Source organism: Shewanella sp. ISTPL2 (genome assembly GCF_013283205.1).
Taxonomy (GTDB): Bacteria; Pseudomonadota; Gammaproteobacteria; order Enterobacterales; family Shewanellaceae; genus Shewanella; species Shewanella oncorhynchi.
Genome location: NZ_JAAPAV010000001.1, coordinates 1,388,263 through 1,413,352, shown reverse-complemented (window position 1 = coordinate 1,413,352; position 25,090 = coordinate 1,388,263). Strand labels below are relative to the sequence as shown.

Genomic DNA, 25,090 nt, shown 5'->3' with positions numbered 1-25,090 from the left:
AATAAAAAGCCAGAACAGAGTTCTGGCTTTGTTAAAACGCTGAACAAAGTGCACTTAATTGAAAACGCTTAGCTTATTTAAAGCGCTCCGCTTAAAACACTCTAATAGTCAACTCGCCGATGATAATCCTATCAGGGCGAGCCTTGCTTCTATGGGCTTTCGTCGCTGCAAAGCCCATAAACGCACTGGTCGTTATTGCTTAGTCCAGCGATCCATCCAACCGAAGACATTAGCATACCATTGCTCTAAGTTTTCAGGTTTTAAGATCCAATGGTTTTCATCAGGGAAAATCAATAACTCTGATGGGATCCCTTTGCGCTGCATAAAACTGAATGCCGCTAAACCTTGACCATAAGGGACGCGGAAGTCCTTCTCACCGTGGATCACCAGCATGGGTGTTTTCCAGTTTTCAACATAATTCACTGGGTTAAACTTCTCATATAACACTTTGTTATCTGAATAAGTGCCACCAAACTCATGCTCTGCGAACCACACTTCTTCGGTCACGTAATACATAGAACGCATATCGAACAGACCCGCGTGGTTAACTAAGCACTTGAAACCGTCGTTCCAGTTACCTTGGATCCAGTTCATCATGTAGCCGCCGTAAGAACCACCGAGCGCACAGGTGTTTTGCGGATCGAGCCATTTTTGTTGCTGGCTCACCGCCGCTAGGCCTTTTTGCAGATCTTCTAATGGCTTACCACCCCAATCTTGGCTGATTGAATCCGTAAAGGCTTGGCCGTAACCAGTAGAGCCGTGGAAATCCACCATAACGACGCCATAACCCGCACCCGCCCATAATTGGGCATTCCAACGACCACTGAAGGCATTACCAAATGAACCTTGCGGCCCACCGTGAACGAGATAGGCAATTGGGTATTTTTTCCCTTCTTGGAAGTTAGCTGGTTTGATCCAGTAACCGTAAACGTCCTCGTTATTCCAACCTTTAAAGCTGAACTGTTCAAACTTACCAAACTTGATCTCGGCCAATTTGTCTTTATTCACTTCGGTCAGACGTTTAAGCCCTTCACCTTCAGTTGTAATGCTATAGAGATCGCCCGGTTCAACTAAGGTTTTGCTATCGAAAATCAGTTGTTCGTTAGTGACTGCAATTAAACTGTTCGTGCCATCACTGTAGACAGAACGCACATCGCCAAATTGGGTATTCACTTGGAAAATAGAGACTTGACCTAGGTCTTGTGCCGTCACATACAAGGTACGATTATCAGGAGCAAACATCAGTGAGCTTGGGCTGCGATCCCATAATGGCGCCACTTCTTTGGTTTGGCCTGTGCTAGTATCGCGCAGCATAATGCCGTAACGATCTGCTTCAAAACCCGGTTTTTTCATTGCTAAATAGGCCATGTAACGACCATCGCTCGAAAATGTTGGCTGCGCATCCCATGCAAGATTGTCTTTGGTTAAGTTGGTTGCGGTGCCGCCTGTCACTGGCACTTGCCACAAATCATAGTTAGTGGTCCAAGCTTGATCTTTGCTAGGGGCTTTCGCGCTATAAACCACAAACTTACCGTCTGGGGTAAAAGTTACTTCTTCCATACCCGAGAAAGGTTTTGGCGGCGTTTCAGTATCTAAACCTTGAGTCACATCCACTACTTTAGTCAGTTTTTCACCGTTTACAGCGCCAACAAATAAGTGGTTACGGGCGTGGTCTTCCCACGTATCCCAATGGCGAACCATTAACTGCTTGTATTCACGGCCAGTCGATTTACGCTCAGCTTCGGCGGTAAATTTATCCTTTGAGCAAGCTAAGTCCTTACACTCTGGGAATACCCGCATGCTAAGTACAACTTGTTTACCGTCGTTTGATAATTTGTAGCCATCAATATCCAAAGGTAAATCAGAAACTTGTACCGCTTCACCACCCGTTAATGGCAGTTGAAATAACTGGCTTGAACCACTGCGACTAGCAAGGAAATAAATCGACTTGTCGTCATTGGCGAAGCTCACATCGTGCTCAGTGCCCGTGGCAGAGGTCAATTGAAGTGGTTTCGCCTTCGTGTCTATCAAATCTAATAGATACAGATCCGAGCTGGCCTCTCCCTTATCGTTTACCGTTTTAAGACCATAAACTAATTTAGTGCCATCATGGGACACAGTCGCAGAGTGCATCTTATTGAGTTTAATGAGTTGTTGCACAGTAAAAGGCGTTGGATCGGCCGCTTGGGCTGATAACGCCAGTCCCGCAGCGCCGAGCGCCAATAGGAGAGGAGCTATTTTCATTGTTATGTCCGTCTTTGGTTAAACTGGTTCGATAGTTGCGCCAATCATTGCAAGGGTTCTATTGAAATTGCAATAGTTCTACTGAGTTGCAACCGCACGAATGTTAAAAAACGATCTGAGATCGTATCTTTCGAAGATAAGCTTGCCACACTATCGAAACAAAAACGCTCAGGCAAGCCAAATGGCGAACCTGAGCGTATTTTTTTGTGACAAAATGTCAGTGGCGCAGCGTTTTACCTCAAGAACAGATATCAGAGCTCAAACTTAATCTGTTTTGCTTAAAAAGCCATCAAGTTCAATCCGCTGCATCCTCACCTTTACGCTTTCGCGTTGGCAATATTCACTTTCCAAATTGCTGGGCCAGTTTCATGGGCGTTCACACCATGCGAATCCACAGCCACAGTCACTGGCATATCTTGCACATCAAACTCGTAAATCGCTTCCATGCCCAAATCAGCAAAGGCCACGACGCGAGAATGTTTAATCGCTTTAGACACTAAATACGCAGCGCCGCCAACGGCCATCAGATATACCGCTTTGTGTTTTTTGATTGATTCAACTGTCGCAGGGCCGCGCTCAGCTTTACCTATCATGCCCATCAAGCCAGTTTTCTCTAACATTAAGTCAGTGAATTTATCCATACGGGTTGCTGTGGTTGGGCCCGCAGGACCGACAACTTCAGCACCTACAGGATCAACTGGGCCAACGTAGTAAATAAACTTACCGGTAAAGTCCACGCCTTCTGGCAGACCTTCACCGCTTTCAATCAGGCTTTGAATGCGCTTATGGGCAGCATCGCGACCGGTGAGCATTTTACCGCTCAGCAGAATGGTTTCACCGCTTTTCCACTGTTCGATATCCGCTTGAGTGACAGTATCTAAGTTAACGCGGCGCACATCATCACCCACTTCACGGGTGATTTCTGGCCAATCGGCCAATGATGGTGGCGTCAATTCAGCTGGACCTGAGCCATCTAAATGGAAATGTACGTGGCGTGTAGCAGCGCAATTTGGGATCATCACCACTGGCTTTGACGCCGCATGGGTGGGCGCCGATTTAATTTTAACGTCTAACACTGTGGTTAAACCGCCAAGACCTTGTGCACCTATGCCTAAGCTATTCGCGCGCTCAAAAATGTCTAAACGCAGCTTTTCTTCGGTCGTTTGCGCGCCACGGGCCATCAACTCATGGATATCCACGCTTTCCATCAGCGCTTCTTTGGCTAATACGGCGGCTTTTTCTGCTGTGCCGCCGATGCCTATACCCAGCATACCCGGTGGACACCAGCCCGCGCCCATGGTCGGTAGCGTTTTTTCTACCCAAGCGGCGATATCATCAGATGGGTTTAACATTACCATCTTCGCTTTGTTTTCACTGCCGCCGCCTTTAGCCGCAATCGCCACTTCGATGTGGTTGCCTGGCACCATGTCGATATGCACTACAGATGGGGTGTTATCTTTGGTATTTTTACGGCTGCCCGCAGGATCTGACACTATTGATGCGCGCAGTGGGTTATCAGGATTGGTATAGGCACGACGAACACCTTCGTCGACCATTTCCTGGATCGTCATATCGGTTTTGTCCCATTGGACACCCATACCCACTTTCACGAAAGTGGTCACAATCCCAGTGTCTTGACACAGAGGACGTTTACCTTCGGCCGACATACGCGAGTTAATTAAGATCTGGGCAATCGCATCCTTCGCCGCCGCACTTTGTTCACGCTCATAAGCTTGGCTCATGGCATCAACAAAATCCTTCGGGTGGTAATAAGAAATGTATTGCAAAGCATCCGCCACACTTTCAATAAAGTCGGCTTGTTTAATCACAGAAGTTTCAGACATTTTATGGTGAGATGACATAGTAGGAGCGCTCCAGCAGCCTTTGCGGCCTAACTTGTTTTTGTTTAATTCTTTCTGGGCCAATATGATACTCTTTCACATCTTTTTGGGCTACATCACATTTTGAATAGGGTTAATCGATGGCAATTAGGGCGTCAAAACAGCTTGCATCACGCCAACTTGACTGGACATTAAGTACCGCAGCACTGTTCGAACACTTTGCAAATGACACTTGGGCAATTCTGTTAGATTCGGCGAACGCGCCGCATCAAGACGCCAGATTCGACATCATTTGCGCCAATCCTATCGCAACGTTAGTGACTCAGGGCGAGCGTAGCGATATAAAGCTCATCGATACGAGCTTGAGCTTACCCGAGGCAATAGACCCAAACCGTGATCCCTTCGAGTTACTCAACACTTTATTAACCCATTGGTATTCAAAATCTTTTGATTGCGTTCTGCCCTTTAGTGGTGGCGCAATGGGCAGCTTTAGCTACGATTTAGGCCGCAGAATTGAATCCCTGCCGATAACGGCCAAGCAAGATATTCAACTGCCAGAGATGAACATCGGCTTTTACGACTGGGCGTTAGTTTTTGATTACCAAGCACAGTGTTGGCATTTACTGCATTATTTAGGTGAAGCAGCACTCGACATTGAGTTGAATAGAATTCAAGATAAAATCACCAAAAAGCCAAATTCTGCCACATTTGTGCTTACTAGCCCATGGACAGCACAGATAGACAAAGCCCAATACACGGCAAAATTTGCAGCAGTTCAAGCCTATTTACACAGCGGTGATTGCTATCAAATAAATTTAACCCAAAGATTCGAAGCCCATTATCAAGGCGATGAGTGGTCGGCCTATAGCCAACTGCGCAATGCCAATAAAGCGCCCTTCTCGGCCTTTATGCGTCTGCCGCAAAACACGATTTTGTCGATTTCACCCGAGCGCTTTATTCAGCTTCGCGGTGACGATATTCAAACCAAACCCATCAAAGGCACACTGCCGCGTCATACCGATCCCGCATTAGATGTTAAAGCCGCCAATACACTGGCAAACTCACCAAAGGATCGTGCCGAAAATGTCATGATTGTCGATTTACTGCGTAATGATATCGGCAAAGTGGCGGCAGCAGGCTCAGTACGTGTACCGCATCTATTTGAGATTGAAAGTTTTCCTGCCGTGCATCACTTAGTCAGTACGGTGACTGCCAAGCTTGATAGCCGATTCACGGCGAGTGATTTACTGCGCGCGGCGTTTCCCGGCGGCTCAATTACCGGCGCACCGAAAATTCGTGCCATGGAAATTATCGAAGAGCTCGAACCTTCACGGCGCAGCCTTTATTGTGGATCTATGGGTTATATCAGCCAAGATGGTCAAATGGATACCAGTATTACCATTCGCACTATTGTGGCTGAGCAGGGGAAACTCTATTGCTGGGCGGGCGGCGGCATAGTGGCGGATTCAGAAGTGAATGCTGAATACCAAGAAACCTTTGATAAGATCAGCCGTATTTTACCTTTGCTTGGCGCTGCGTCACAAAAGCCGTAAGCTTTAATACTAAACAGTAACGAGAACGTCGATGGATCAAGCGGAATTTAGACTCAGATTTAATCTGCACCCGTTAGCGCGGCAAGATCCGGCGGCATTCCCTCACCTTGGACTGCGCAAAGCTGCGGTTTTGATCCCACTGCTGGAGATTAACGGTGAGCTGAATCTAATTTTGACCCAAAGACCTATGCATCTGCGCGCCCATCCGGGGCAGATCAGTTTCCCTGGCGGTAAAATTGAGCCCTATGATATTGATGCGATTGCGGCCGCGTTAAGGGAAGCAGAAGAGGAAATTGGACTCTCAAGGCATAACGTCGAGGTGGTGGGCACGTTTCCAGCCCATAATACCTTCACAGGGTTTGAAATCACTCCTGTGATAGGCATTATCAAGCAGGCATTTGATTTAAAACTCGATCCCGGTGAGGTCGCCGATTGCTTTACCGTGCCATTAAGCTTTTTTATTGAACCGAATAATCGCCACCAAAAACGCTTTTTACGCCAAGGGCGCTATTACAGCGTGCATTTTATTCCCTATCAACAACGGTTTATCTGGGGTGCGACTGCGGCCATTATCGACCATCTGTGCCGCCAGTTAAGCATTCCTGCCAATATCCTCTGACTTCACTTGCCATTGCTAAACCGTTAAAAAGCCAAACTGTTAAATTAGCCAAACAATGGCTAGCTTAAACCACCAAATGGATATACAAACCGGCGACAATCGACGTTAACAGCAACATGGGAATATTAAACCAATAACCCATACGACTGTGGTGGGCGACATAATAGTTAAACGCTAAACTGACCAAACTAATACCGCCACAAACCCAAATCAAATACTGCAATAATTGGGTTTCATGTGGATCCCAATGGACTCTAAATGTCGCGCCACGGGTCAAATAGGCCCCAACTTCACGGTCTGGCCTTGCATCACTAAACACTAATAGCGCATAGACGGCTATTGCCCAGCCTAAAATGGATAAGGTCGCAAGGATAATTTGAAATATTCTAGTCTTGCTCATACCGCCTCCCGCCGTTTAACTCACTATATCGCTCAATATCGATATTATTAACCTCAGGATACCTTTTTCAGCTTGAGAAAAGCCACCAGCAAGGTAATATAAACCTCCAAAATTTTCATATAAAACGTTTCGTTGGAGAATTAAGCAACAATGAGCATTGCATCTGTCGCATCTGTATTTAAAGGTGAGCACGCCGTCGGTTCTAAAGTCACAGTGCGTGGCTGGGTCAGAACCCGTCGTGACTCTAAAGCCGGCATCTCTTTTTTAGCTGTTTACGACGGCTCTTGCTTTAATCCTATCCAAGGTGTCGTGCCCAATAGTTTAGATAATTACGACAACGAAGTGTTAAAGCTGACTGCGGGTTGTTCTGTTGTGATGACAGGCGACGTGGTGGAATCTCCTGGTGCAGGCCAAGCATTTGAGCTGCAAGTGACTGAACTTGAAGTCGCTGGCTGGGTTGATGATCCAGACACTTACCCAATGGCCGCTAAGCGTCACTCAATTGAACATTTACGCGAATTAGCCCACTTACGCCCACGTACTAACATTATTGGTGCCGTTGCTCGCGTACGTAACTGTCTATCTCAAGCGATTCACCGCTTCTACCACGAAGAAGGCTTTATTTGGGTATCGACCCCACTTATCACAGCATCAGATTGCGAAGGCGCTGGTGAGATGTTCCGCGTATCGACCTTAGATATGGAAAACCTGCCGCGTACTGAAGCGGGTAAAGTCGATTACGATAAAGATTTCTTCGGTAAAGAAGCTTTCCTGACCGTATCTGGCCAGTTGAACGCTGAAACCTACGCCTGTGCACTGTCAAAAGTGTATACCTTTGGCCCGACTTTCCGTGCTGAAAACTCAAACACTAGCCGCCACTTAGCGGAATTCTGGATGGTTGAGCCTGAAGTCGCCTTTGCCAACTTAAACGACATCGCAGGCCTTGCCGAAGCTATGTTGAAATACGCGTTCAATGCCGTATTGACTGAGCGTATGGACGATTTAACCTTCTTCGCCCAACACGTTGATAAGACTGTGATCGACCGTCTGCAATCTTTCGTTTCAAGCGATTTTGCTCAAGTGGATTACACGGATGCGGTTGAAATTCTGCAAAACTGTGGCAGAACCTTCGAGTTCCCTGTGTCTTGGGGTATCGATTTATCTTCTGAGCATGAGCGTTACTTAGCCGAAGAACACTTCAAAGCCCCTGTGGTAGTGAAGAACTATCCAAAAGATATCAAAGCCTTCTACATGCGCTTAAACGATGACGGTAAAACTGTTGCCGCGATGGACGTGTTAGCCCCAGGTATTGGTGAGATCATCGGTGGCTCTCAACGTGAAGAGCGTTTAGACGTGCTAGATATGCGTCTAGCCGAAATGGATCTGAACCAAGAAGATTACTGGTGGTACCGTGATATGCGCCGTTATGGCACAGTGCCACATGCAGGTTTTGGTCTAGGGTTTGAGCGTTTAGTATCTTACGTGACGGGCGTGAACAACATTCGTGATGTTATCCCTTTCCCACGTGCACCGCGCACTGCGAACTTCTAATCTCCCTTAACTTGGGACTGCATAGCTAAGACATCTCTATTATGCCTTAGCAAAACGAAAGGAGCTGAATATTCAGCTCCTTTTTTGTTCGTCCGTTTTTAGTCACATCATGCGGCTAAACAACCATTAATCCGCCAGACTCAACGCCTGCGCAATATATTCCGCGACTCGCTTGGCAGCAATATCATCGATTGACACCAACTTAATATGGCGACGAAATTTGCCACTGCCTTCGAGAACCTTATGTGGATCGCTAAGATTCGCGCCTAAGCTAAACTCCAATGAAACATGCTGTTTATAGGCAAACACACCACCAAAACTGGCTTTGGTGCTAAAGAGTATGCCGCCGTACTTAACGGCTTCAGTAATGGCCCGCGACGATGTGGTGGCGGCAGTTTTGACCTCCTGTCGCACCCCCTGCACTATTTCAAACAGACTCGGGCTGATACATAAAATATCTTCTAACAGTTTTTCAAGTTGCGGTTGATCTTCCATCATGATCTCTTCACCTCTCATACAAGCAAGACTATCTCAGCCCGATTGTAGCGCGCTAATCGGACTGAATAACACCCTATTGAAGCATCCCCAAGAATAGTGACGTGCAAATAAAAAGGCCAAGCGTGGAGTACGCTTGGCCTTTTGCTGGAGTTGTCCAACTTAGCAAGGCTAAGTCACACGGATAAACACTGCGCCCTAGATTAAAACCCCTTCACACCGGCCATGTCAGGGAGATGATGAGCAATCCCCTTGTGGCAGTCGATACAGGTCTTTTCACCGCTTGCCAGTGATGTTGAGTGCATCTGCGCCGCTCTGGGTGATTGGCGAGTAAAGTCCATGTAAGTGAAGTTATGGCAGTTACGACACTCGAGCGAATCATTGGCCTTTAACCTTGCCCACTCATGTTCTGCCAGTTCACGACGCTTATCTTCAAACTTCTCACGGGTATTAATCGTCCCAAAAACCTTACCCCACACTTCCTTAGATGCCTGCATCTTACGGGCAATTTTATCGGTCCAGTTATGCGGTACGTGGCAATCGGGACACGTCGCCCGCACGCCACTGCGGTTAGTGAAATGAATCGTCGTCTGTAGCTCTTGATAGACGTTATTTTCCATCTCATGGCAACCAATACAGAAAGCTTCTTGGTTGGTCACTTCTAGGGCAGTGTTAAATCCGCCCCAGAAAATCACGCCAGCCACAAAACCACCTAAGGTCAAAAAACCTAAACTGTAATGCACACTCGGACGATTGAGTACCTGCCAGATTTTTTTCAGTTTATCTAACATGCTAACTCCTAGTGTTTTTTCTGCTCAGTGTTGGCTTTGATCAGATGTTCCATATCCACAAAGTCGTTTTCGACCAGTAACTTGGCATCTAACTGCGGCACATGACACTGAGTGCAGAAATAGCGGCGCGGCGATAACTCGGCTAAAAAGTTATTGTCCCTGTCCATAAAATGCGTGACGCTGACCATAGGTGCTTGCGAATCCCCAATGCGGCTACGAGCATGGCAAGCCATACACTTGTTCACTTTAAGATCAAGCTGATAGCCGTCGATCTTGTGTGGGATCACTGGTGGTTGCATGGGATAGCTGCGCACTTCCTTCACATCGGTATTACGCACACTTTGCATCGCAGGTGGCGTAGGCTCGACATTGATAGGCGCTTGGCGCAGGGTATCAATTTTATCTTCGGGAATACTGGCGGCAGACACACTTGTCATGATGAATGAGCCAAATACCAATAAACCGATCGCTGAGACTAATTTTAGGGTTTTCATCGTGTTCTCCTTAAACCTTGACGATCTTCACCGCACACTTTTTAAAGTCAGTTTGTTTTGACAAGGGATCTGTCGCATCTAAAGTGACTTTATTAATGAGCTGGCTAGCATCAAACCAAGGCACGAACACTAAACCCACGGGCGGTTTATTGCGGCCACGGGTTTCAACTCGGGTCTTAATTTCACCGCGACGGGACACAACGCGAATTTCATCGCCACGGCGCAGACCGCGTTTTTTCGCATCTTCAGGGTGCATAAAACATACGGCATCGGGGAAGGCACGATATAACTCAGGCACACGTTGGGTCATAGAACCCGAATGCCAGTGTTCCAGCACTCGCCCCGTCGACAACCAGATATCATATTCTTCATCGGGCGCTTCTGCGGCAGGTTCATAGGGCAGCGCGAAAATCACCGCACGACCATCGGGATGACCGTAGAACTCAAAGCCCTTACCTGCTTTAACATAAGGATCTGTGCCTTCACGGAAGCGCCACTTGGTTTCTTTACCATCGACCACAGGCCAACGCAGACCATGAGCCTCATGGTAAACATCAAATGGGGCGAGATCGTGGCCATGGCCGCGGCCAAAGGTCGCATATTCCTCAAATAAGCCTTTTTGGACATAGAAGCCAAAGTGTTTAGCCTCATCGTTCAAATACTTAGGATCGGCATCCGCAAGTGGGAACTTATCAACATTACCGTTCTGATACAGGACTTCGAATAGGGTTTTGCCTTTAAACTCAGGGTTCGCCGCTAATACATCCTTAGGCCAGACTTCATCTGTGGTGAAACGCTTCGCAAACTCCATCAATTGCCACAGATCCGAATGAGACTCACCCGGTGCCTGCACCATTTGATGCCAAAACTGAGTGCGGCGCTCGGCGTTACCGTAGGCGCCCTCTTTTTCCACCCACATAGCGGTGGGCAAAATCAAATCGGCAGCTTGAGTCGTCACCGTCGGATAGGCATCGGACACCACGATAAAGTTGGCAGGGTTACGGTAACCCGGTAAACCTTCTTCATTGATGTTTGGGCCCGCCTGCATATTGTTGTTCACTTGCACCCAGTAACAATTTAAGTCGCCATCTTTTAGACGACGGTTTTGCTCGACGGCGTGATAACCGGGCTTAGGTGGAATAATGCCGCTTGGGATCTTCCAAATGTCTTCGGCATGCTTTCTGTGTTCAGGATTGGTCACGACCATATCGGCGGGTAAACGGTGGGAAAACGTCCCCACTTCACGGGCCGTGCCACAGGCTGATGGTTGACCCGTCAAAGAGAATGGACTGTTACCTGGGGTTGAAATTTTACCCATCAAGAGATGAATGTTATAAATCAGGTTGTTACACCACACACCTCGGGTATGTTGGTTAAAACCCATGGTCCAAAATGAGGTCACTTTGATGTCGGGATCGGCATACAGCTTGGCCAGCGCAATCAGTTTATCCTCGGGTACGCCCGACAACTTACTGACTTTTTCGACGCTATAATCCGCCACGAAGGCTTTAAATGTCTCAAAATCAATTGGGGTTGAATCCCCCGCCGTTTTAACATTTTTCGCTTTTTTCTCAAGGGGATGTGTCGGACGTAAACCATAACCAATATCTGTTGTGCCCTGACGGAAGTTAACGTGTTTCTTCACGAAGTCCCAGTTCACTTTATCATTCTGAATGATGTAGTTAGCTATGTAGTTCAAAATGGCTAAATCGGTTTGCGGGGTGAACACGATCGGCAAGTCTGCCAAATCGAAGGATCTGTGTTCAAAAGTCGACAACACGGCCACTTTTACATGGCTGGCACTGAGACGCCTGTCAGTCACTCGACTCCAGAGGATCGGGTGCATCTCCGCCATATTCGAGCCCCAAAGGACAAAGGCATCGGCGGCTTCCATATCGTCATAGCAACCCATAGGTTCGTCGATACCGAAGGTACGCATAAAACCGACCACGGCTGACGCCATGCAGTGACGCGCATTTGGATCGATATTATTCGATCCAAACCCCGCTTTCATCAACTTAACGGCAGCATAACCTTCCCACACAGTCCATTGGCCCGAGCCAAACATGCCCACAGCGGTTGGCCCTTTAGCTTTGATGGTTTCTTTCCATTTTTGCGCCATGATGTCGAAGGCACTGTCCCAACTGATGGGCGAAAACTCACCGTGCTTGTCGTATTTGCCATCTGTCATCCGCAGCATAGGCGTGGTTAAGCGATCGCTGCCATACATGATTTTCGACAGGAAATAGCCCTTGATACAGTTGAGTCCACGGTTCACTTCACTGTTGGCATCGCCATGGGTGGCAACCACTTTGCCGTCGCGAGTTGCGACAATCACAGAGCAGCCCGTGCCGCAAAAACGGCATGGGGCTTTATTCCACTCTAATTTGGTTTTTTCTGAGCTGGTAATTAAGTTGCTTGCGCCTGCGGGCAAGGCTAAACCAGCGGCGCCTGCAGCGGCAATCACCGCATTGGCCTTGATAAAGTCACGTCTGTTCATATTCATTCTTCACCCTCTTCGAGCACTTCACTCTGGTGGTAAACCATAGTGGCTGATAACACGCCCGGAATGGCATTGATCGCTTCGATACTGTCCATCAAGGCGCGTTGCGTCTCGCCTTCGATCACGACGACCAATTTCACTTCGTTGTTGACGGAAAGTTCGGCATTTTCAATGGTCATTATCTGTTGTCTAACATCTGCCATTTTCTGCGGTAAGACCTGCACCACTAAACTGGTGATATGGAGTTCTTTGCTCATCCGACATTCCACTCTTATTTTTAAATATTTGATGATGTTACGTTTAACCAGCGCCCGGTGGACCCGTCAAAATTTGGCTGAACCAAATAGCAAAGCCCAGACCACTGACCAGTAGTACGGACAATAACGGTGCGAGAAACACGGTTAAAAAGATAAAGATTTTCAGTTCTAAGGATTTTTCTTCTGCGGTGCTAGCACTCATGCATCCTCCAAGAGGTGTGTTCCTGCCACTTTGAATGCGCTGCAAAAAATCGCCAGCGGCAGGTTTTATGTATATCTATTGCATCTTTGGATCACGAAGCGATCATACCTTTTAGTTGTTAACAAAATGTATACCTCCAAATTGGTAAAGCGGATGATGCTTGATCCAGATCATCAATTTGATGTGAGTATTCGTCAGATCTCAGTTTTTAAACGTTTTTTGCTATTACAAATTAGATTATTGAATTTATTTTATGATTAATAAGCGACTGAAATGGATAAATCACTGCAAGAAAACAACAGAAAACCCGCCAAAAAAACCTGAGTATTCATAAAGGAGTAGGCAATAGAAAGGTGTTAAAACATGCGAGATAACGACTTGATCCCAAAAGAAAGATATTCGGCATAAAAGCATCGCTGCAACCCAAAAAAGCGCTCATTTTATGGCGCATCACTGGAGGTATATCGCGTGAGCAGAGTAAGCATAGGGAAAATAAAAAACCGAGAAAATAGTTAGTTTTCTCGGTTTATTTAGTCATTTTTTGATCGCGTTATTGTTACATCAATCGGACAAAGACGCTCAGCTCGACCTTTAAATCAGTCTATTAAACCTGTTGAATATGATTCAAAATGCGCTTTTCAGATATCGGATAAGCCGTGCCTAACACCTGTGCAAAACAAGAGACACGGTACTCTTCAATCATCCAGCGCGCCTCGATTAACGCAGGTGGTGTCGGCATAGCACGTGGCACTTTCGCCAGTTGTGCGATTAAAGCTTCTTGAACCTTGTTGATGCTCTGCATATGCAAACGGTCACGGGTCGGATCAACGGGCAACTTCTCGACACGGATTTCAATCGCTTTTAAGTAACGCGCCACATCAGCTAAACGATTCCAACCACAGGATTCGACAAACCCTTTAAACACTAATTTGTCCAATTGGCTTTGAATATCACTCATAGCAAAGGCAATATCTAAGCTAATTTTGCCCTTGAGACGCTTTTTAATGCTCTGGTATAAGGTCAAAATCTGCTCGACCTTCAAGGCGATTTGCTCGGCGGTCGGGTTGAGTTCTTGGCGAACCCAATCCTTTGCCTGCTCAAATTGGGCTTGATTACGCACATCGAGGGCTTTTTCATCCAACAATTGCTGCACAGCGGCGGCAATAATGTCATCAATCAAGATTTGCACTTGACCGAAGGGATTGAAATACATCGCCAATTTCGCCTTATTCGGCAAAGCTTGCTGTAAGTGTTTCACCGGTGATGGAATGTTTAGCAGCAATAACCGTCGCAGACCTTGGCGATGGGCATCTAAGGCCTCAAATTCATCATCAAATAATTTGATCGCAACACTGTCTTTTTTATCGATCAGCGCCGGAAACGCCCGCACTTGGTAATTGCCTTTTTGCTGCTGATATTGCTGCGGCAAATCGCCAAAGGACCACTCAGTTAACGCTTCTTGCTCTATACCTTTATCCGCCACCTGACGAATGGCCTTCGCCACCACGCCCTGCAACTCGGCTTTTAAGGTATCGAGCACCCGACCTTCAGCCACTAAGTTGTTTTTATCGTCTTCGATTTTAAAGTTCATCTGCAAATGCGCAGGCAGTTGCGTTAAATCAAAATCTTCCGGCGATATACGCGTGCCACTCATGCGCAATAATTGCTTGCACATGGCCTCAAGCAAACTGGCCCTAAAAGGTACCATGGCCTGCACACAAGCGCGGGCATAGTCAGGCGCGGGCACAAAGTTGCGTCGTAAACTCTTAGGCAGAGATTTGATCAGTGCGATGCACTTTTCTTCCCTTAGCCCTGCCACTAGCCAATCAAAATCGCTATCGTCGATTTGATTAAGCAGCGCCACCGGTATGTGAACCGACACACCATCATCCGCCGCCGCAGGTTCAAAGTGATAACTCAGCTGCAGGCGCAAATTGCCCTTGTGCCACGTATCGGGGAAATCCAAGGTCGAAATATGGTCGGCATTGCGCTGCATTAACAGTGCTTTGCTGAAATCGAGTAAATCCGGTTGCTCGCGCTTTGCCTTCTTCCACCAGCCAAAAAACAGCTGGGCGTTGTAAATCCCTTCCGGGATCCGCGGCTCGTAAAAGTCCACCAACACTTGCTCGTCCACCAAAATATCGCGGCGACGGGATTTATGTTCGAGGGATTCAATGTCTTCGAGCAGCTTTTGGTTAGCGACAAAAAACGCTTCTTGGGTCTGTAACTGCCCTTCAGCCAAAGCGCTGCGGATAAAAATCTCACGCGCTTCAACGGGATCGATGGGGCCGTATTGCACTTTGCGGCGGTGCACAACCGTCAAACCGTAGAGCACTTGATTCTCAAAGGCGATAACACTGCCAGGTTTTGCCTCAAAATGGGGCTCCACATAGCTTTTCTTGATCAAATGCGCCGCTAAGGGCTCTAGCCATTCGGGTTCGATTTTGGCGCAGCAGCGAGCAAATAAGCGTGAGGTTTCGGTAAGCTCAGCTGCCATGATCCACTTAGGGCCTTTTTTGGCCAGTGGCGAACCTGGGAATACAAAGAATTTACGATTACGCGCACCTAAGTACTCGTTATTGTTATCTTTAAAACCCACATGGCTCAATAAGCCCGATAAGAGCGCACGGTGCAAGCTGTCGTAATTGGCTGGTGTATCGTTTAGGCGCCACTTTAAATCGTGTACGGCTTGCTTAAGCTGGGCGTATAAATCCTGCCACTCGCGAACACGCAAATAGGCTAAATATTCATCGCGGCACTTTTTACTGAACTGACTAGCAGATAACTCTTTTTGTTGATCTTTTAAATGCTGCCACAGGTTTATCCAGCTGACGAAATCGGAACTGGGATCGGCAAAACGGCGATGGGCTTCATCACTGGCTTGCTTCTTCTCCATCGGACGTTCGCGGGGATCTTGAATCGATAAGCCCGCAGCAATCACCAGCACTTCGTTCAAACAACCTAACTGCTGACTCTCAACCACCATACGCGCCAAACGCGGATCCACAGGAATTTGCGCCAAGTTGCGCCCAAGTGGCGTCAACACTAGCTTGCCGTGTTTACTCTCAACCGCTTGTAATTCTTCGAGCAGCAAGAAACCATCGCGGATATGGCGTGGATCGGGTGGCTCGATAAAGGGGAAACCGGCGATATCACCCAAACCGATGGCGAGCATCTGCAAAATGACCGAAGCCAAGTTAGTGCGCAAGATTTCAGGATCGGTAAACGCCGGACGATTATTAAAATCCGCCTCATCGTACAAACGAATACAAATACCCGGCCCTACACGTCCACAACGGCCTTGACGTTGATTGGCGCTCGCCTGCGAGATAGGTTCAATCGGTAAACGTTGCACCTTAGTGCGATAGCTATAACGGCTGATACGCGCCGTACCTGGGTCGATAACGTAGCGAATGCCGGGGACTGTCAACGAGGTTTCCGCCACGTTGGTCGCGAGTACAATCCGCCGACCTCTGTGACTACTGAAGACTTTAGACTGCTCACCGTAAGATAAACGCGCGTACAGCGGCAAAATTTCGGTATCGCGGTAATTACGCCGACTCAATTGCTCGGCCGTATCGCGAATTTCCCGCTCGCCGTTCATAAAGATCAGAATATCGCCCAGCCCTTCGGCCACCAGTTCATCGACGGCGGCAAAAATACCTTCGATTTGATCTAAATCGGCATCGCTATCTTGTACTAAGGGTCGGTAACGGGTTTCGACCGGAAAGGTACGGCCCGACACTTCGATAATAGGTGCATTGTTGAAATGCTTAGAAAAACGCTCAACATCTATGGTCGCCGACGTGATAATAACTTTGAGATCGGGGCGTCTTTTGAGAATTTGTTTGAGGTAACCCAGAATAAAATCGATGTTGAGGCTGCGCTCGTGGGCCTCATCTATGATGATGGTATCGTATTGATCAAGATTGCGATCGGAGGTTAATTCCGCCAGTAAAATACCGTCGGTCATTAACTTGATATAAGAGTCACTCTTAAGCGCATCGGCAAAACGCACTTTAAAGCCAACCACTTCACCGAGCGGACTTTGTAATTCTTCTGCGACTCGGCTCGCCACACTGCGGGCTGCTAAACGTCGTGGCTGGGTGTGGCCTATCATGCCACGGCAACCTAGGCCTAATTCCAAACAGATTTTAGGTAACTGGGTCGTTTTGCCCGAGCCCGTTTCACCGGCGATGATCACCACTTGATTGCCCGCAATCGCGCGTGCAATATCATCGCGCATCAAGGAAACAGGCAGGTTTTCAGGATAGTGGATTTTAGGGCGAGCGTTACGGCGCTGCTCAACCTTCTCAAACGCCGCCTGCGCTTGCTCGCTCAGCTGAGCTAAGACTTGGGTCTTTTTATCTGAGTCGGCTTCTTTATTGAGCTTAAATAAACGACGACGGATCCGCGACGCGTCGCTCTGATAACAAAGATTAAGAAAGGCGTTCGATAGCGGATGTTTGTCTGAGTTCAAATCCAAATTCCATTGCTAGCATCAAAAACGGCGATCCTAGCAAGGAAAGTGGCGTAATGGTATTGCTAATTTACTCTGCACTCAGTATATGGCGTGTCAGTTTCGCACTGGCTCGACTTAGATTAAACCGGTGACAGATAACATTGTTGCATATAGATATTCATGGCTTTGAGCACATTGGTGCGATTAATCGTGCCAATTACTTTGCCATGTTCAACCACTGGATACACTTTAGGTTTAGGCCCTAGCATTTGTTCGGCGAGCTGCAAAATACTGTCATCTGGCCCAACGAACAGCACTTCAGTGCGCATGCAATCCTTCACCACTGAGGTCATATCACAGTGATAGCTACTTTTAATCATCACAGCCAAACAATCCTGCTGGGATAAAAAGCCCACCAAATCGCCCGTATCATCAACCACTGCTGCGCCCATTTTATTATTATCTAACAACTTTTCGACCGCAGTCGCGAGCGACATATTAGCGCGCAGCAACACGGGCTGACGATCCATATGGTCGCGGATTTTAATTAAGTCCATAGTCTTTCCCTCGAATTAACCCTACGTTTGTAGTCTAGTCAAAATATCGACAAGAATGTGCGATTTATATCGATTGGGCTTATCTAGTGCATAAATCCAATGTCAACAAGAGCTAACAGGACAAAAATAGCGTCAACAAAGGCAGCCAGAAATAGCGACTTAGAGTTAACTGAAGCGAACGCTAGAAACTGAAATCAGGCAAGTATCCGATTGAGCTTCAATGATGGCAGGTAATGCCATCCGTCTTCGGTGATCATTTTACTTGTCATTCCAACGCGTTTTAATTCGCTATTGATACACGCTATAAGTCGATATAAAAGCGATAGCCTACACCGGGCTCAGTCCGCACATACTGAGGTTCACTCGGGGAATCACCTAATTTTTGCCTTAAGTGACTGACCACAATTCGTAGATAATGTGTGTCTTCTGTATGAGCGGGCCCCCAAATTTCTTTGAGCAACTGAGTCTGAGTGACAACGCAGTTAGGTGACGACGCCAATTTAGACAATACTGCGTATTCTTTGGGTGTGAGTTCAACAATTTGATGATCAACTTTAACCAGCCTGCGACTTAAATCAATCTGCAACTTGCCGTCATCTAATATGGGTAATTTTTCAGGTTTGATATGGTCCCTTAAAATCGCTCGCACCCTTGCCAGTAACTCTTCCACACTAAAGGGTTTGGTCACATAATCCTGCGCGCCTGCATCTAATGCTGCGACTTTTTCTTTATCTTGATTGCGAACCGACAATACAATCACAGCAACATCGGACCATCCCCGTAACTCCTGTAGCACTTGATGGCCTTCCATATCCGGCAAGCCTAAATCCAAAATAACTAATTCAGGTTGCTGGCGTGCGACAGCCGCGAGTCCTTGCTGACCATTTTCAGCTTCGGTAACGTCATAGCCCTCACTGGTGAGTGCAATCCGCAGCATGCGGCGTATTTGGGTCTCATCATCGATAACCACGATTTTTATTGCCACGTCTCTAGTCCATTCTGTGGTTTATTAAGAATATTTTGGCTAAAAATGATTAGCCAGGAACGGGATAGTCTAACGGCAATTCAACTTCAAAACGAGTGCCTTGCCCCTGTAGGCAATCGGTAACGCGAACACTACCGCCGTGTGCAGCTATCATGCCTTTACAAATAGCCAGCCCCATACCTGTATTCTGTTTTTTCTTATCGCCATCGGCAACCACATAAAACATATCGAAAATTTGATCCCTATGACTGGCGGGAATCCCCGGCCCTCTGTCTTCAATGGCAATACAGCAACGGTGATTAGAAATGGTCAATTCAATACAAATAGGCTCTTCTGGTGGTGAAAATCGAACGGCATTCTCTAGAATGTTAAATAATCCTTGTTCAATCAGCGCCGCATGCACAAATAGGAGTGGGGGCTCTTTTTCTCTGTGATATTCAACGATTGCGTTAGGGAAATAACGTTTAAGCCTGCCAAGTACGCTGCCAATAATGTCATCTGCCGAAACCCAATCACGCTCTATGCTCAAAGTGCCATGACCCAGGCGTGTCATATCGAGTAGATTTTGGATATAGCTGTCCAAGCGACGGCTTTCTTGCAAAATAGTATCAAGTAGCTCGTTACGGTCGGCCTCTAGCAATTGTTTGTTCAATAGTTTTAAGCTCTCCGCCGCCCCCATCATGGCTGAGAGTGGTGATTTTAGATCGTGAGACACTGACGATAATAACGCTGAACGTAACTGCTCAATTTCTGTTTTCACCCGTGCCGATTCAAGATCTGACACTAACTGAATACGACGCCATGTATTAGCGCCTTGCTGTAACATGGCCAGAATAAGCTCTCTATCAAACGGACTGAGTTCGTTGACCGTGGGTTGCCAATCTAAAATCGCCGCGCCAATTGTCGTACCTTCAAGTTCAATGGGGAACACACTCACACCCGATGCGCTCAAGGTATCGCTCAAACGCCCCGCAGCTTGCCCATGGCGCAAGGTCCAATCGATTGCGGCTAAATCAAGGTCGTTAAATGGCGTATTCAGCAGCGGTAAATAGGATCGCTGACCATCTTTACGCTGCAAAACAATATAACAATCGGCATTCACTGAACCAGCAATCTTGCGCCCTATTGTTTGCCAAAGGGCTTTTTCATCATCGGCGACCGATAATTCTTGGGCAACATCTTTTAAGGTTTCAGCATAACGATTTGACTCGCGCAGTAAAATAAACTGATTTCGGATCCGAGATGCCGCCGGTCCACTGATAAGCCCTATACACATCAAAAAGATTAAAGTGGCAATATCATCCTGACTATTTACATTCATAGTAAATTTGGGATCAGTAAGAAAGAAATTAAAGCTGAAAAAAGACCACACCGCAGTTGCCATGGCAGGCCTAGCGCCATAGGTTAAGCCAATGCTGACAATCAAGAAAACATATAACAACACCAGATTGCCATTACTGAGCCAAGTATCTAAAAATGCCACCAGCGGAAAAATAACCACCACGCCAATCAGCCCAAGAATATGGCCTCGAAGATCACCAAAACTGGCTTTAGGCGTAATGGGATCTCGTACTTGCATTTGGTTTTCGGGTGCGTGATAGACACTCACCTCAACAGGTAAACCAGACTCAATCAAGCGTTGATACAGCCTTTTACGCCACCAAGGATAGGTGCGTTTCACACCCGCGCCGACTAATACTGTGTTAATTCGATGCAGGGCTATGTAAGGTAAAATGGCCTGATAACTGCTCGTGTCGCGTAATACTTCGGTCTGCGCGCCAAGTTCCTTCGCTAAGGCAAAGGCCTCATTTAGCCTTTTCCGCTGATAAAGGCCCAGCGCTTTGCCGGTATCGACCCAAAGCACTAACCAAGGAATTTGCCGCCGCTCGGCAATCTGTCGGCCTATGCGGATCAAGTATTGATGATCACTGCTGTTGCTCACTAAAACCAACAATCTGTCTTTGAGTACAAACTCTGTGCCGAGAGCCTTAGCATCTAGCTCGCAAATCAGCTTGGCATCGACTCGCTCTATGACTTTTTTCATTGCTAATTCGCGCAGTGCAGTCAAATTCGAGACCGAAAAAAAAGCATCTAAAGCCGAGCGAGCATACTCTGGCAGATAAACTTTGCCTTGCTGTAAGCGTTCGATGAGTGTTGATGGCGGTAAATCGACAAATATAATTTCATGGGCTTCATCAAGGAAGCGATCGGGGACTGTTTCCCGTACCCGCACTTGAGTAATTTGCAAAACCAGATCATTCAAACTGACCAAATGTTGGATATTGACTGTAGTATAGACATCAATGCCCGCAGCCAATAATTCTGCGACGTCTTGATAGCGCCGTTTATGGCGACTACCGGGGACATTCGTGTGGGCCAACTCATCGACTAAGATAAGCTTAGGCCGACGAAGCAGCGCCGCATCCAAATCGAATTCCGTTAAACGATTATGATGATAATCAATGGGTTTACGTGCCAATACCTCAAAACCCGCTACCATGACCTCGGTATCGGCACGCCCATGGGTTTCCACCAGTCCAACCAGCAAATCGACACCTTGCTGGGCCATTTCCCTTGCAGCACTGAGCATTGCATAGGTCTTGCCCACGCCAGGTGCCGCCCCAAGAAAAACCGTCAGTTTACCTTTATCATTTTGCTGAATCTGACTTAAGAGCGCATTGGCTTGCTGTGTTTGACTGATTGGTACCACGATTAGAAACTCCTTGAAAGACTCACTATCCAGCGCGCATCACACAGGGACTGGCACTGACTCTGCGATAAATCCGTATCGACATAACCGACACTCAACACATCCTGCTCAGTCATATTGAGGTTCAGCCCAACTCGCCAATCTAAATAGTGGCTATTGCTTGCGGCCATAGAACCTAAAAACAATGCCATATCTTGCTGAGAAGCAAAAAAATTGCTCCCAAGATGCAGTACTAGACTTACATTAGAGAACAGCTGCGGTTCATAACTGGCATAAACATACTGAAAATCGTCCACATTCTCGCCAAAATAATCAGGAGAATAAACCAGCCCTAACTTAGCATCGGCGTAGCTTACCACAGCATAAATTTCGTTATAACTCAGGTCGGTATCGTCCTGCGAGTATTGGTAACGTATCACGCCTAGGTCCGTTGTTAAGCCATTATCCCAATCCTTTGCCCAGCCAGCGGACAAGTCGAGTTCTAAACTTCCATCCCCAAATTCGATGTTACTGCCCCAAAGCGAGCCATACCAGCCAGAATCATGACTTAAGGTATACCCTGCTTGAACTGCAGGTCCTTCATCAGTTTGAGAAATACCGCGAAACGCATAATCACTGATGAGCATCACACTCCCTTGACTCTGCCAAGAGGCATTGCCCCCATGAGTCTCAGTGCTGGCAAGCGCGCCCATAGAGAGTGAAGATAACGCCATCATCACACCCGTACAGAGGCGCGAACAAGGAGCAGACTTAATCGGTAACATAAAAATTTATCCTTAAATTCAGTAGAATATTGTTTTATTGAGCGTGTTTAGCAATCTGGTCGAGAGCGAGGTTGAGCTTGAGCACATTGACGCGCGCTTGCCCAAAAATGCCCCACTGCGGTGGTTCGATAAATTGCGCCACTAAGGTCAACACTTGTGGTTCGGCTAACTGTCGAGCCTGAGCCACGCGCGCAACTTGCAGTTTGGCCGCTGCGGGTGAAATATGAGGATCCAGTCCCGCGCCCGATGTAGCGAGTAAATCCACAGGGATATCTGCGGCCTGAACGGATTCCCTGGCTTGGATTTCTTGGCTTGTTGCCATCACACGTTCACGTAGCGCTGGGTTACTCGGCGCAAGGTTACTACCACCTGTCGCCATAGGATCGTAACCGACAGCGCTTGGCCGACTATAAAAATAGGCTGGATTAACAAAGGGCTGAGCGATGAACTCAGAACCCATCGCGACATTATCCCTGTGGATCACACTGCCCTTAGCTTGTACGGGAAATAAAGCGCCACCGAGCTGAGTCACAGTGCCGGTATAGACAACGCCACACACAAATAACAGGGCGAGACTGGCTCTCAATCCCATAACGGCATGCTGAGTTTTAGTGGTATATACGATTGAATTCATTACTGTCTCCTAGAGCATAAGGGCAATGATTGAGTCGAGTGCTTTAATGCCGACAAAGGGTAAAATCACCCCACCTAAGCCATAAATCAGCATGTTATTTCGCAGTAATTTTTCGGCACTTATAGGTCTGAGCTTGATGCCTTTTAATGCCAATGGAATTAAGGCCGGAATGATAAGAGCGTTAAATACGAGCGCTGCGAGTACGGCTGAGGTTGGGCTGTGAAGCTGCATCAGATCCAGTGCACCAATCGCAGGCAAAGCCCCCGCAAATACTGCTGGAATAATGGCAAAATACTTAGCCACATCATTGGAGAGGGAAAATGTAGTCAAGGCGCCGCGGGTGATCAGCAATTGTTTCCCGACTTCAACGATAGCCAGTAATTTAGTGGGATCAGAATCCAAGTCCACCATATTGCCAGCTTCTTTAGCGGCTTGCGTACCCGAGTTCATCGCAAGACCTACATCGGCCTGCGCTAATGCCGGCGCATCGTTAGTACCATCGCCCACCATAGCCACTAATCGACCTTTGGCCTGCTCTGCGCGAATAAGGGCAAGTTTATCCTCAGGTTTAGCTTCAGCGACAAAATCATCGACCCCAGCTTCGGCGGCAATCACGCCAGCCGTTAGCGGATTATCCCCAGTCACCATGATGGTCCGCACACCGAGCGCTCTTAAACGGGCAAACCGCTCCGCAACGCCTGGCTTAATCACGTCACTTAAGGCTATAACCCCTAAAATGTGCGTGCCACTGGCGACGACTAAGGGAGTTCCCCCCTGCAAAGCCACTTTGCGGATAAGCGCGTTAACAGATTCAGGCCAGTGAATTTGATGCTGCTGCGCCCAAAACTGCATCGCATCGCCAGCGCCTTTAATGCCTTGAATACCATCGGTTAAAATCACCCCAGAAACCCGAGTCTCCGGCGTAAAAGGGATAAAAGTCGCATCCGTAGGTTTGACGGGTAACACCGCGCCCAAATCTATGGCCAATTTGAGTACAGATTTCCCTTCAGGGGTGGGGTCATCGAGGGAAGACAGCACCGCCGCATCACGCAACATCTCAGCTGCAATGCCTTTCACGGGTAAAAATGCGGTCGCTTGACGATCACCGAAAGTGATAGTGCCAGTTTTATCTAGCAGTAACGTATCAATATCCCCCGCAACTTCCACGGCTTTACCCGATTTAGCGACCACATTGGCGGCTAAGGCGCGGTTCATACCTGCAATACCAATAGCGGGTAACAAGCCACCAATCGTCGTTGGGATCAAACACACTAACAGCGCAATTAACATAGTGTAATCAAGGCTTGCACCGACGAAACCCGCCATGGGTGGCAAAGTCACCACCACGATCAGGAAAACCGCAGTCAATGATGCAAGTAGCACAGTCAACGCCGTTTCGTTCGGTGTTTTCTGACGCTTCGCCCCTTCGACCAGCCCTATCATGCGATCTAAGAAGCTATTCCCAGGATCGTTGGCAACCAGCACGGTAATTTCACCCGTAAGTACCTTAGTGCCGCCAATCACACCGGAATGATCTGTGCCTGCTTCACGCAGCACTGCCGCAGATTCACCGGTAATCGCCGATTCATTGATAGTGGCTATCCCTTCGATGATTTCACCATCGGCAGGAATATAATCACCCTGTAAAACCTTCACCTTATCGCCTTTGACAAGCAAAGTTGCGGATACTGATTCCAACTCACCGTGGCGTATGCGCCTCGCCTGCAAGGCCTCTTTCGCCGACTTTAAGCTGGCCGCTTGTCCACGTCCCCTTGCCTCTGCCACGGATTCCGCAAAGTTAGAAAACCACACGGTAAGCAAAAGAATAAGGGTCGTGGCTAACTCAAAACCAACAGTCTCGCCATTGAAGAACTTTTGTCCAGTGATCAAAGCGGCGAGTAAAGCGCCGACCATCACTACGAACATCACTGGGTTGCCAGCCATACTCACTAAGGACATTTTCTTTACAGCACCAAAGGCAGCTTGCTTCACGCCGGCGCTATCTAATATTTGAGCAGGTTTATGCAT

Annotated in this window: 19 protein-coding genes; 3 read left to right on the top strand and 16 right to left on the bottom strand. The window is 47.6% G+C overall.

Going from position 1 to position 25,090, the window contains the following annotated elements; genetic code table 11:
* Positions 1–192: 192 nt before the first annotated feature.
* On the bottom strand, positions 193–2,244 hold the full coding sequence (locus HUB64_RS06335; protein WP_173496613.1) for a S9 family peptidase: 2,052 nt from the start codon (positions 2,242–2,244) through the stop codon (positions 193–195).
* A gap of 317 nt (positions 2,245–2,561) precedes the next feature.
* Complete coding sequence (locus HUB64_RS06330) at positions 2,562–4,106, bottom strand: fumarate hydratase (protein WP_173497890.1); 1,545 nt, start codon at positions 4,104–4,106, stop codon at positions 2,562–2,564.
* A gap of 119 nt (positions 4,107–4,225) precedes the next feature.
* Between HUB64_RS06330 and pabB the strand changes: the two genes are divergently transcribed.
* Both pabB and HUB64_RS06320 read left to right on the top strand, forming a co-directional pair.
* On the top strand, positions 4,226–5,638 hold the full coding sequence (gene pabB, locus HUB64_RS06325) for an aminodeoxychorismate synthase component I (RefSeq protein WP_173496612.1): 1,413 nt from the start codon (positions 4,226–4,228) through the stop codon (positions 5,636–5,638).
* Positions 5,639–5,669: 31 nt separating this feature from the next.
* Entirely contained in the window at positions 5,670–6,257 is a 588-nt protein-coding gene (locus tag HUB64_RS06320; protein ID WP_173496611.1) for a CoA pyrophosphatase, read from the top strand.
* A gap of 64 nt (positions 6,258–6,321) precedes the next feature.
* Here the strand turns inward: HUB64_RS06320 and HUB64_RS06315 are convergent, their stop codons facing one another.
* Positions 6,322–6,657, bottom strand: coding sequence for a hypothetical protein (locus tag HUB64_RS06315; RefSeq protein WP_113939548.1), 336 nt, complete (start codon positions 6,655–6,657; stop codon positions 6,322–6,324).
* 150 nt (positions 6,658–6,807) lie between these two features.
* On the opposite strand from HUB64_RS06315, the gene asnS reads away from it, so the two are divergent.
* Positions 6,808–8,208 (top strand): asparagine--tRNA ligase, encoded by a 1,401-nt coding sequence (asnS, locus tag HUB64_RS06310; RefSeq protein WP_105252305.1) that lies wholly within the window; start codon positions 6,808–6,810, stop codon positions 8,206–8,208.
* A gap of 126 nt (positions 8,209–8,334) precedes the next feature.
* On the opposite strand, the gene HUB64_RS06305 is transcribed toward asnS, so the two are convergent.
* The 13 genes from HUB64_RS06305 to kdpB form a co-directional block, all read right to left on the bottom strand.
* Positions 8,335–8,706 (bottom strand): DUF1801 domain-containing protein, encoded by a 372-nt coding sequence (locus HUB64_RS06305; RefSeq protein WP_254451396.1) that lies wholly within the window; start codon positions 8,704–8,706, stop codon positions 8,335–8,337.
* A 200-nt stretch (positions 8,707–8,906) separates the two neighbouring features.
* Positions 8,907–9,494 carry a cytochrome c3 family protein gene (locus HUB64_RS06300; protein WP_028760143.1) on the bottom strand — a complete coding sequence of 196 codons (588 nt, stop codon included), beginning with the start codon at positions 9,492–9,494 and terminating at the stop codon, positions 8,907–8,909.
* 8 nt (positions 9,495–9,502) lie between these two features.
* Positions 9,503–9,988: a nitrate reductase cytochrome c-type subunit gene (locus HUB64_RS06295; RefSeq protein WP_028760144.1), complete on the bottom strand. Its 486-nt coding sequence runs from the start codon at positions 9,986–9,988 to the stop codon at positions 9,503–9,505.
* Positions 9,989–9,998: 10 nt separating this feature from the next.
* Positions 9,999–12,488, bottom strand: coding sequence for a nitrate reductase catalytic subunit NapA (napA, locus tag HUB64_RS06290; protein WP_131525176.1), 2,490 nt, complete (start codon positions 12,486–12,488; stop codon positions 9,999–10,001).
* Positions 12,489–12,490: 2 nt separating this feature from the next.
* Complete coding sequence (locus tag HUB64_RS06285; protein ID WP_028760146.1) at positions 12,491–12,748, bottom strand: chaperone NapD; 258 nt, start codon at positions 12,746–12,748, stop codon at positions 12,491–12,493.
* A 43-nt stretch (positions 12,749–12,791) separates the two neighbouring features.
* Positions 12,792–12,950 (bottom strand): nitrate reductase, encoded by a 159-nt coding sequence (locus HUB64_RS06280; protein WP_028760147.1) that lies wholly within the window; start codon positions 12,948–12,950, stop codon positions 12,792–12,794.
* 604 nt (positions 12,951–13,554) lie between these two features.
* Positions 13,555–17,436 carry an ATP-dependent RNA helicase HrpA gene (gene hrpA, locus HUB64_RS06275; RefSeq protein WP_173496609.1) on the bottom strand — a complete coding sequence of 1,294 codons (3,882 nt, stop codon included), beginning with the start codon at positions 17,434–17,436 and terminating at the stop codon, positions 13,555–13,557.
* 116 nt (positions 17,437–17,552) lie between these two features.
* Complete coding sequence (locus tag HUB64_RS06270) at positions 17,553–17,969, bottom strand: CBS domain-containing protein (protein WP_028760149.1); 417 nt, start codon at positions 17,967–17,969, stop codon at positions 17,553–17,555.
* 301 nt (positions 17,970–18,270) lie between these two features.
* Entirely contained in the window at positions 18,271–18,954 is a 684-nt protein-coding gene (locus HUB64_RS06265; protein ID WP_028760150.1) for a response regulator, read from the bottom strand.
* 49 nt (positions 18,955–19,003) lie between these two features.
* Positions 19,004–21,664, bottom strand: coding sequence for a sensor histidine kinase KdpD (locus HUB64_RS06260; RefSeq protein WP_173496608.1), 2,661 nt, complete (start codon positions 21,662–21,664; stop codon positions 19,004–19,006).
* Positions 21,665–21,666: 2 nt separating this feature from the next.
* Complete coding sequence (locus HUB64_RS06255) at positions 21,667–22,428, bottom strand: TorF family putative porin (RefSeq protein WP_173496607.1); 762 nt, start codon at positions 22,426–22,428, stop codon at positions 21,667–21,669.
* A gap of 34 nt (positions 22,429–22,462) precedes the next feature.
* Complete coding sequence (kdpC, locus tag HUB64_RS06250) at positions 22,463–23,062, bottom strand: potassium-transporting ATPase subunit KdpC (protein WP_173496606.1); 600 nt, start codon at positions 23,060–23,062, stop codon at positions 22,463–22,465.
* A 9-nt stretch (positions 23,063–23,071) separates the two neighbouring features.
* A complete protein-coding gene (kdpB, locus tag HUB64_RS06245; protein WP_131525163.1) occupies positions 23,072–25,090 on the bottom strand; it encodes a potassium-transporting ATPase subunit KdpB in 2,019 nt (672 codons plus the stop codon).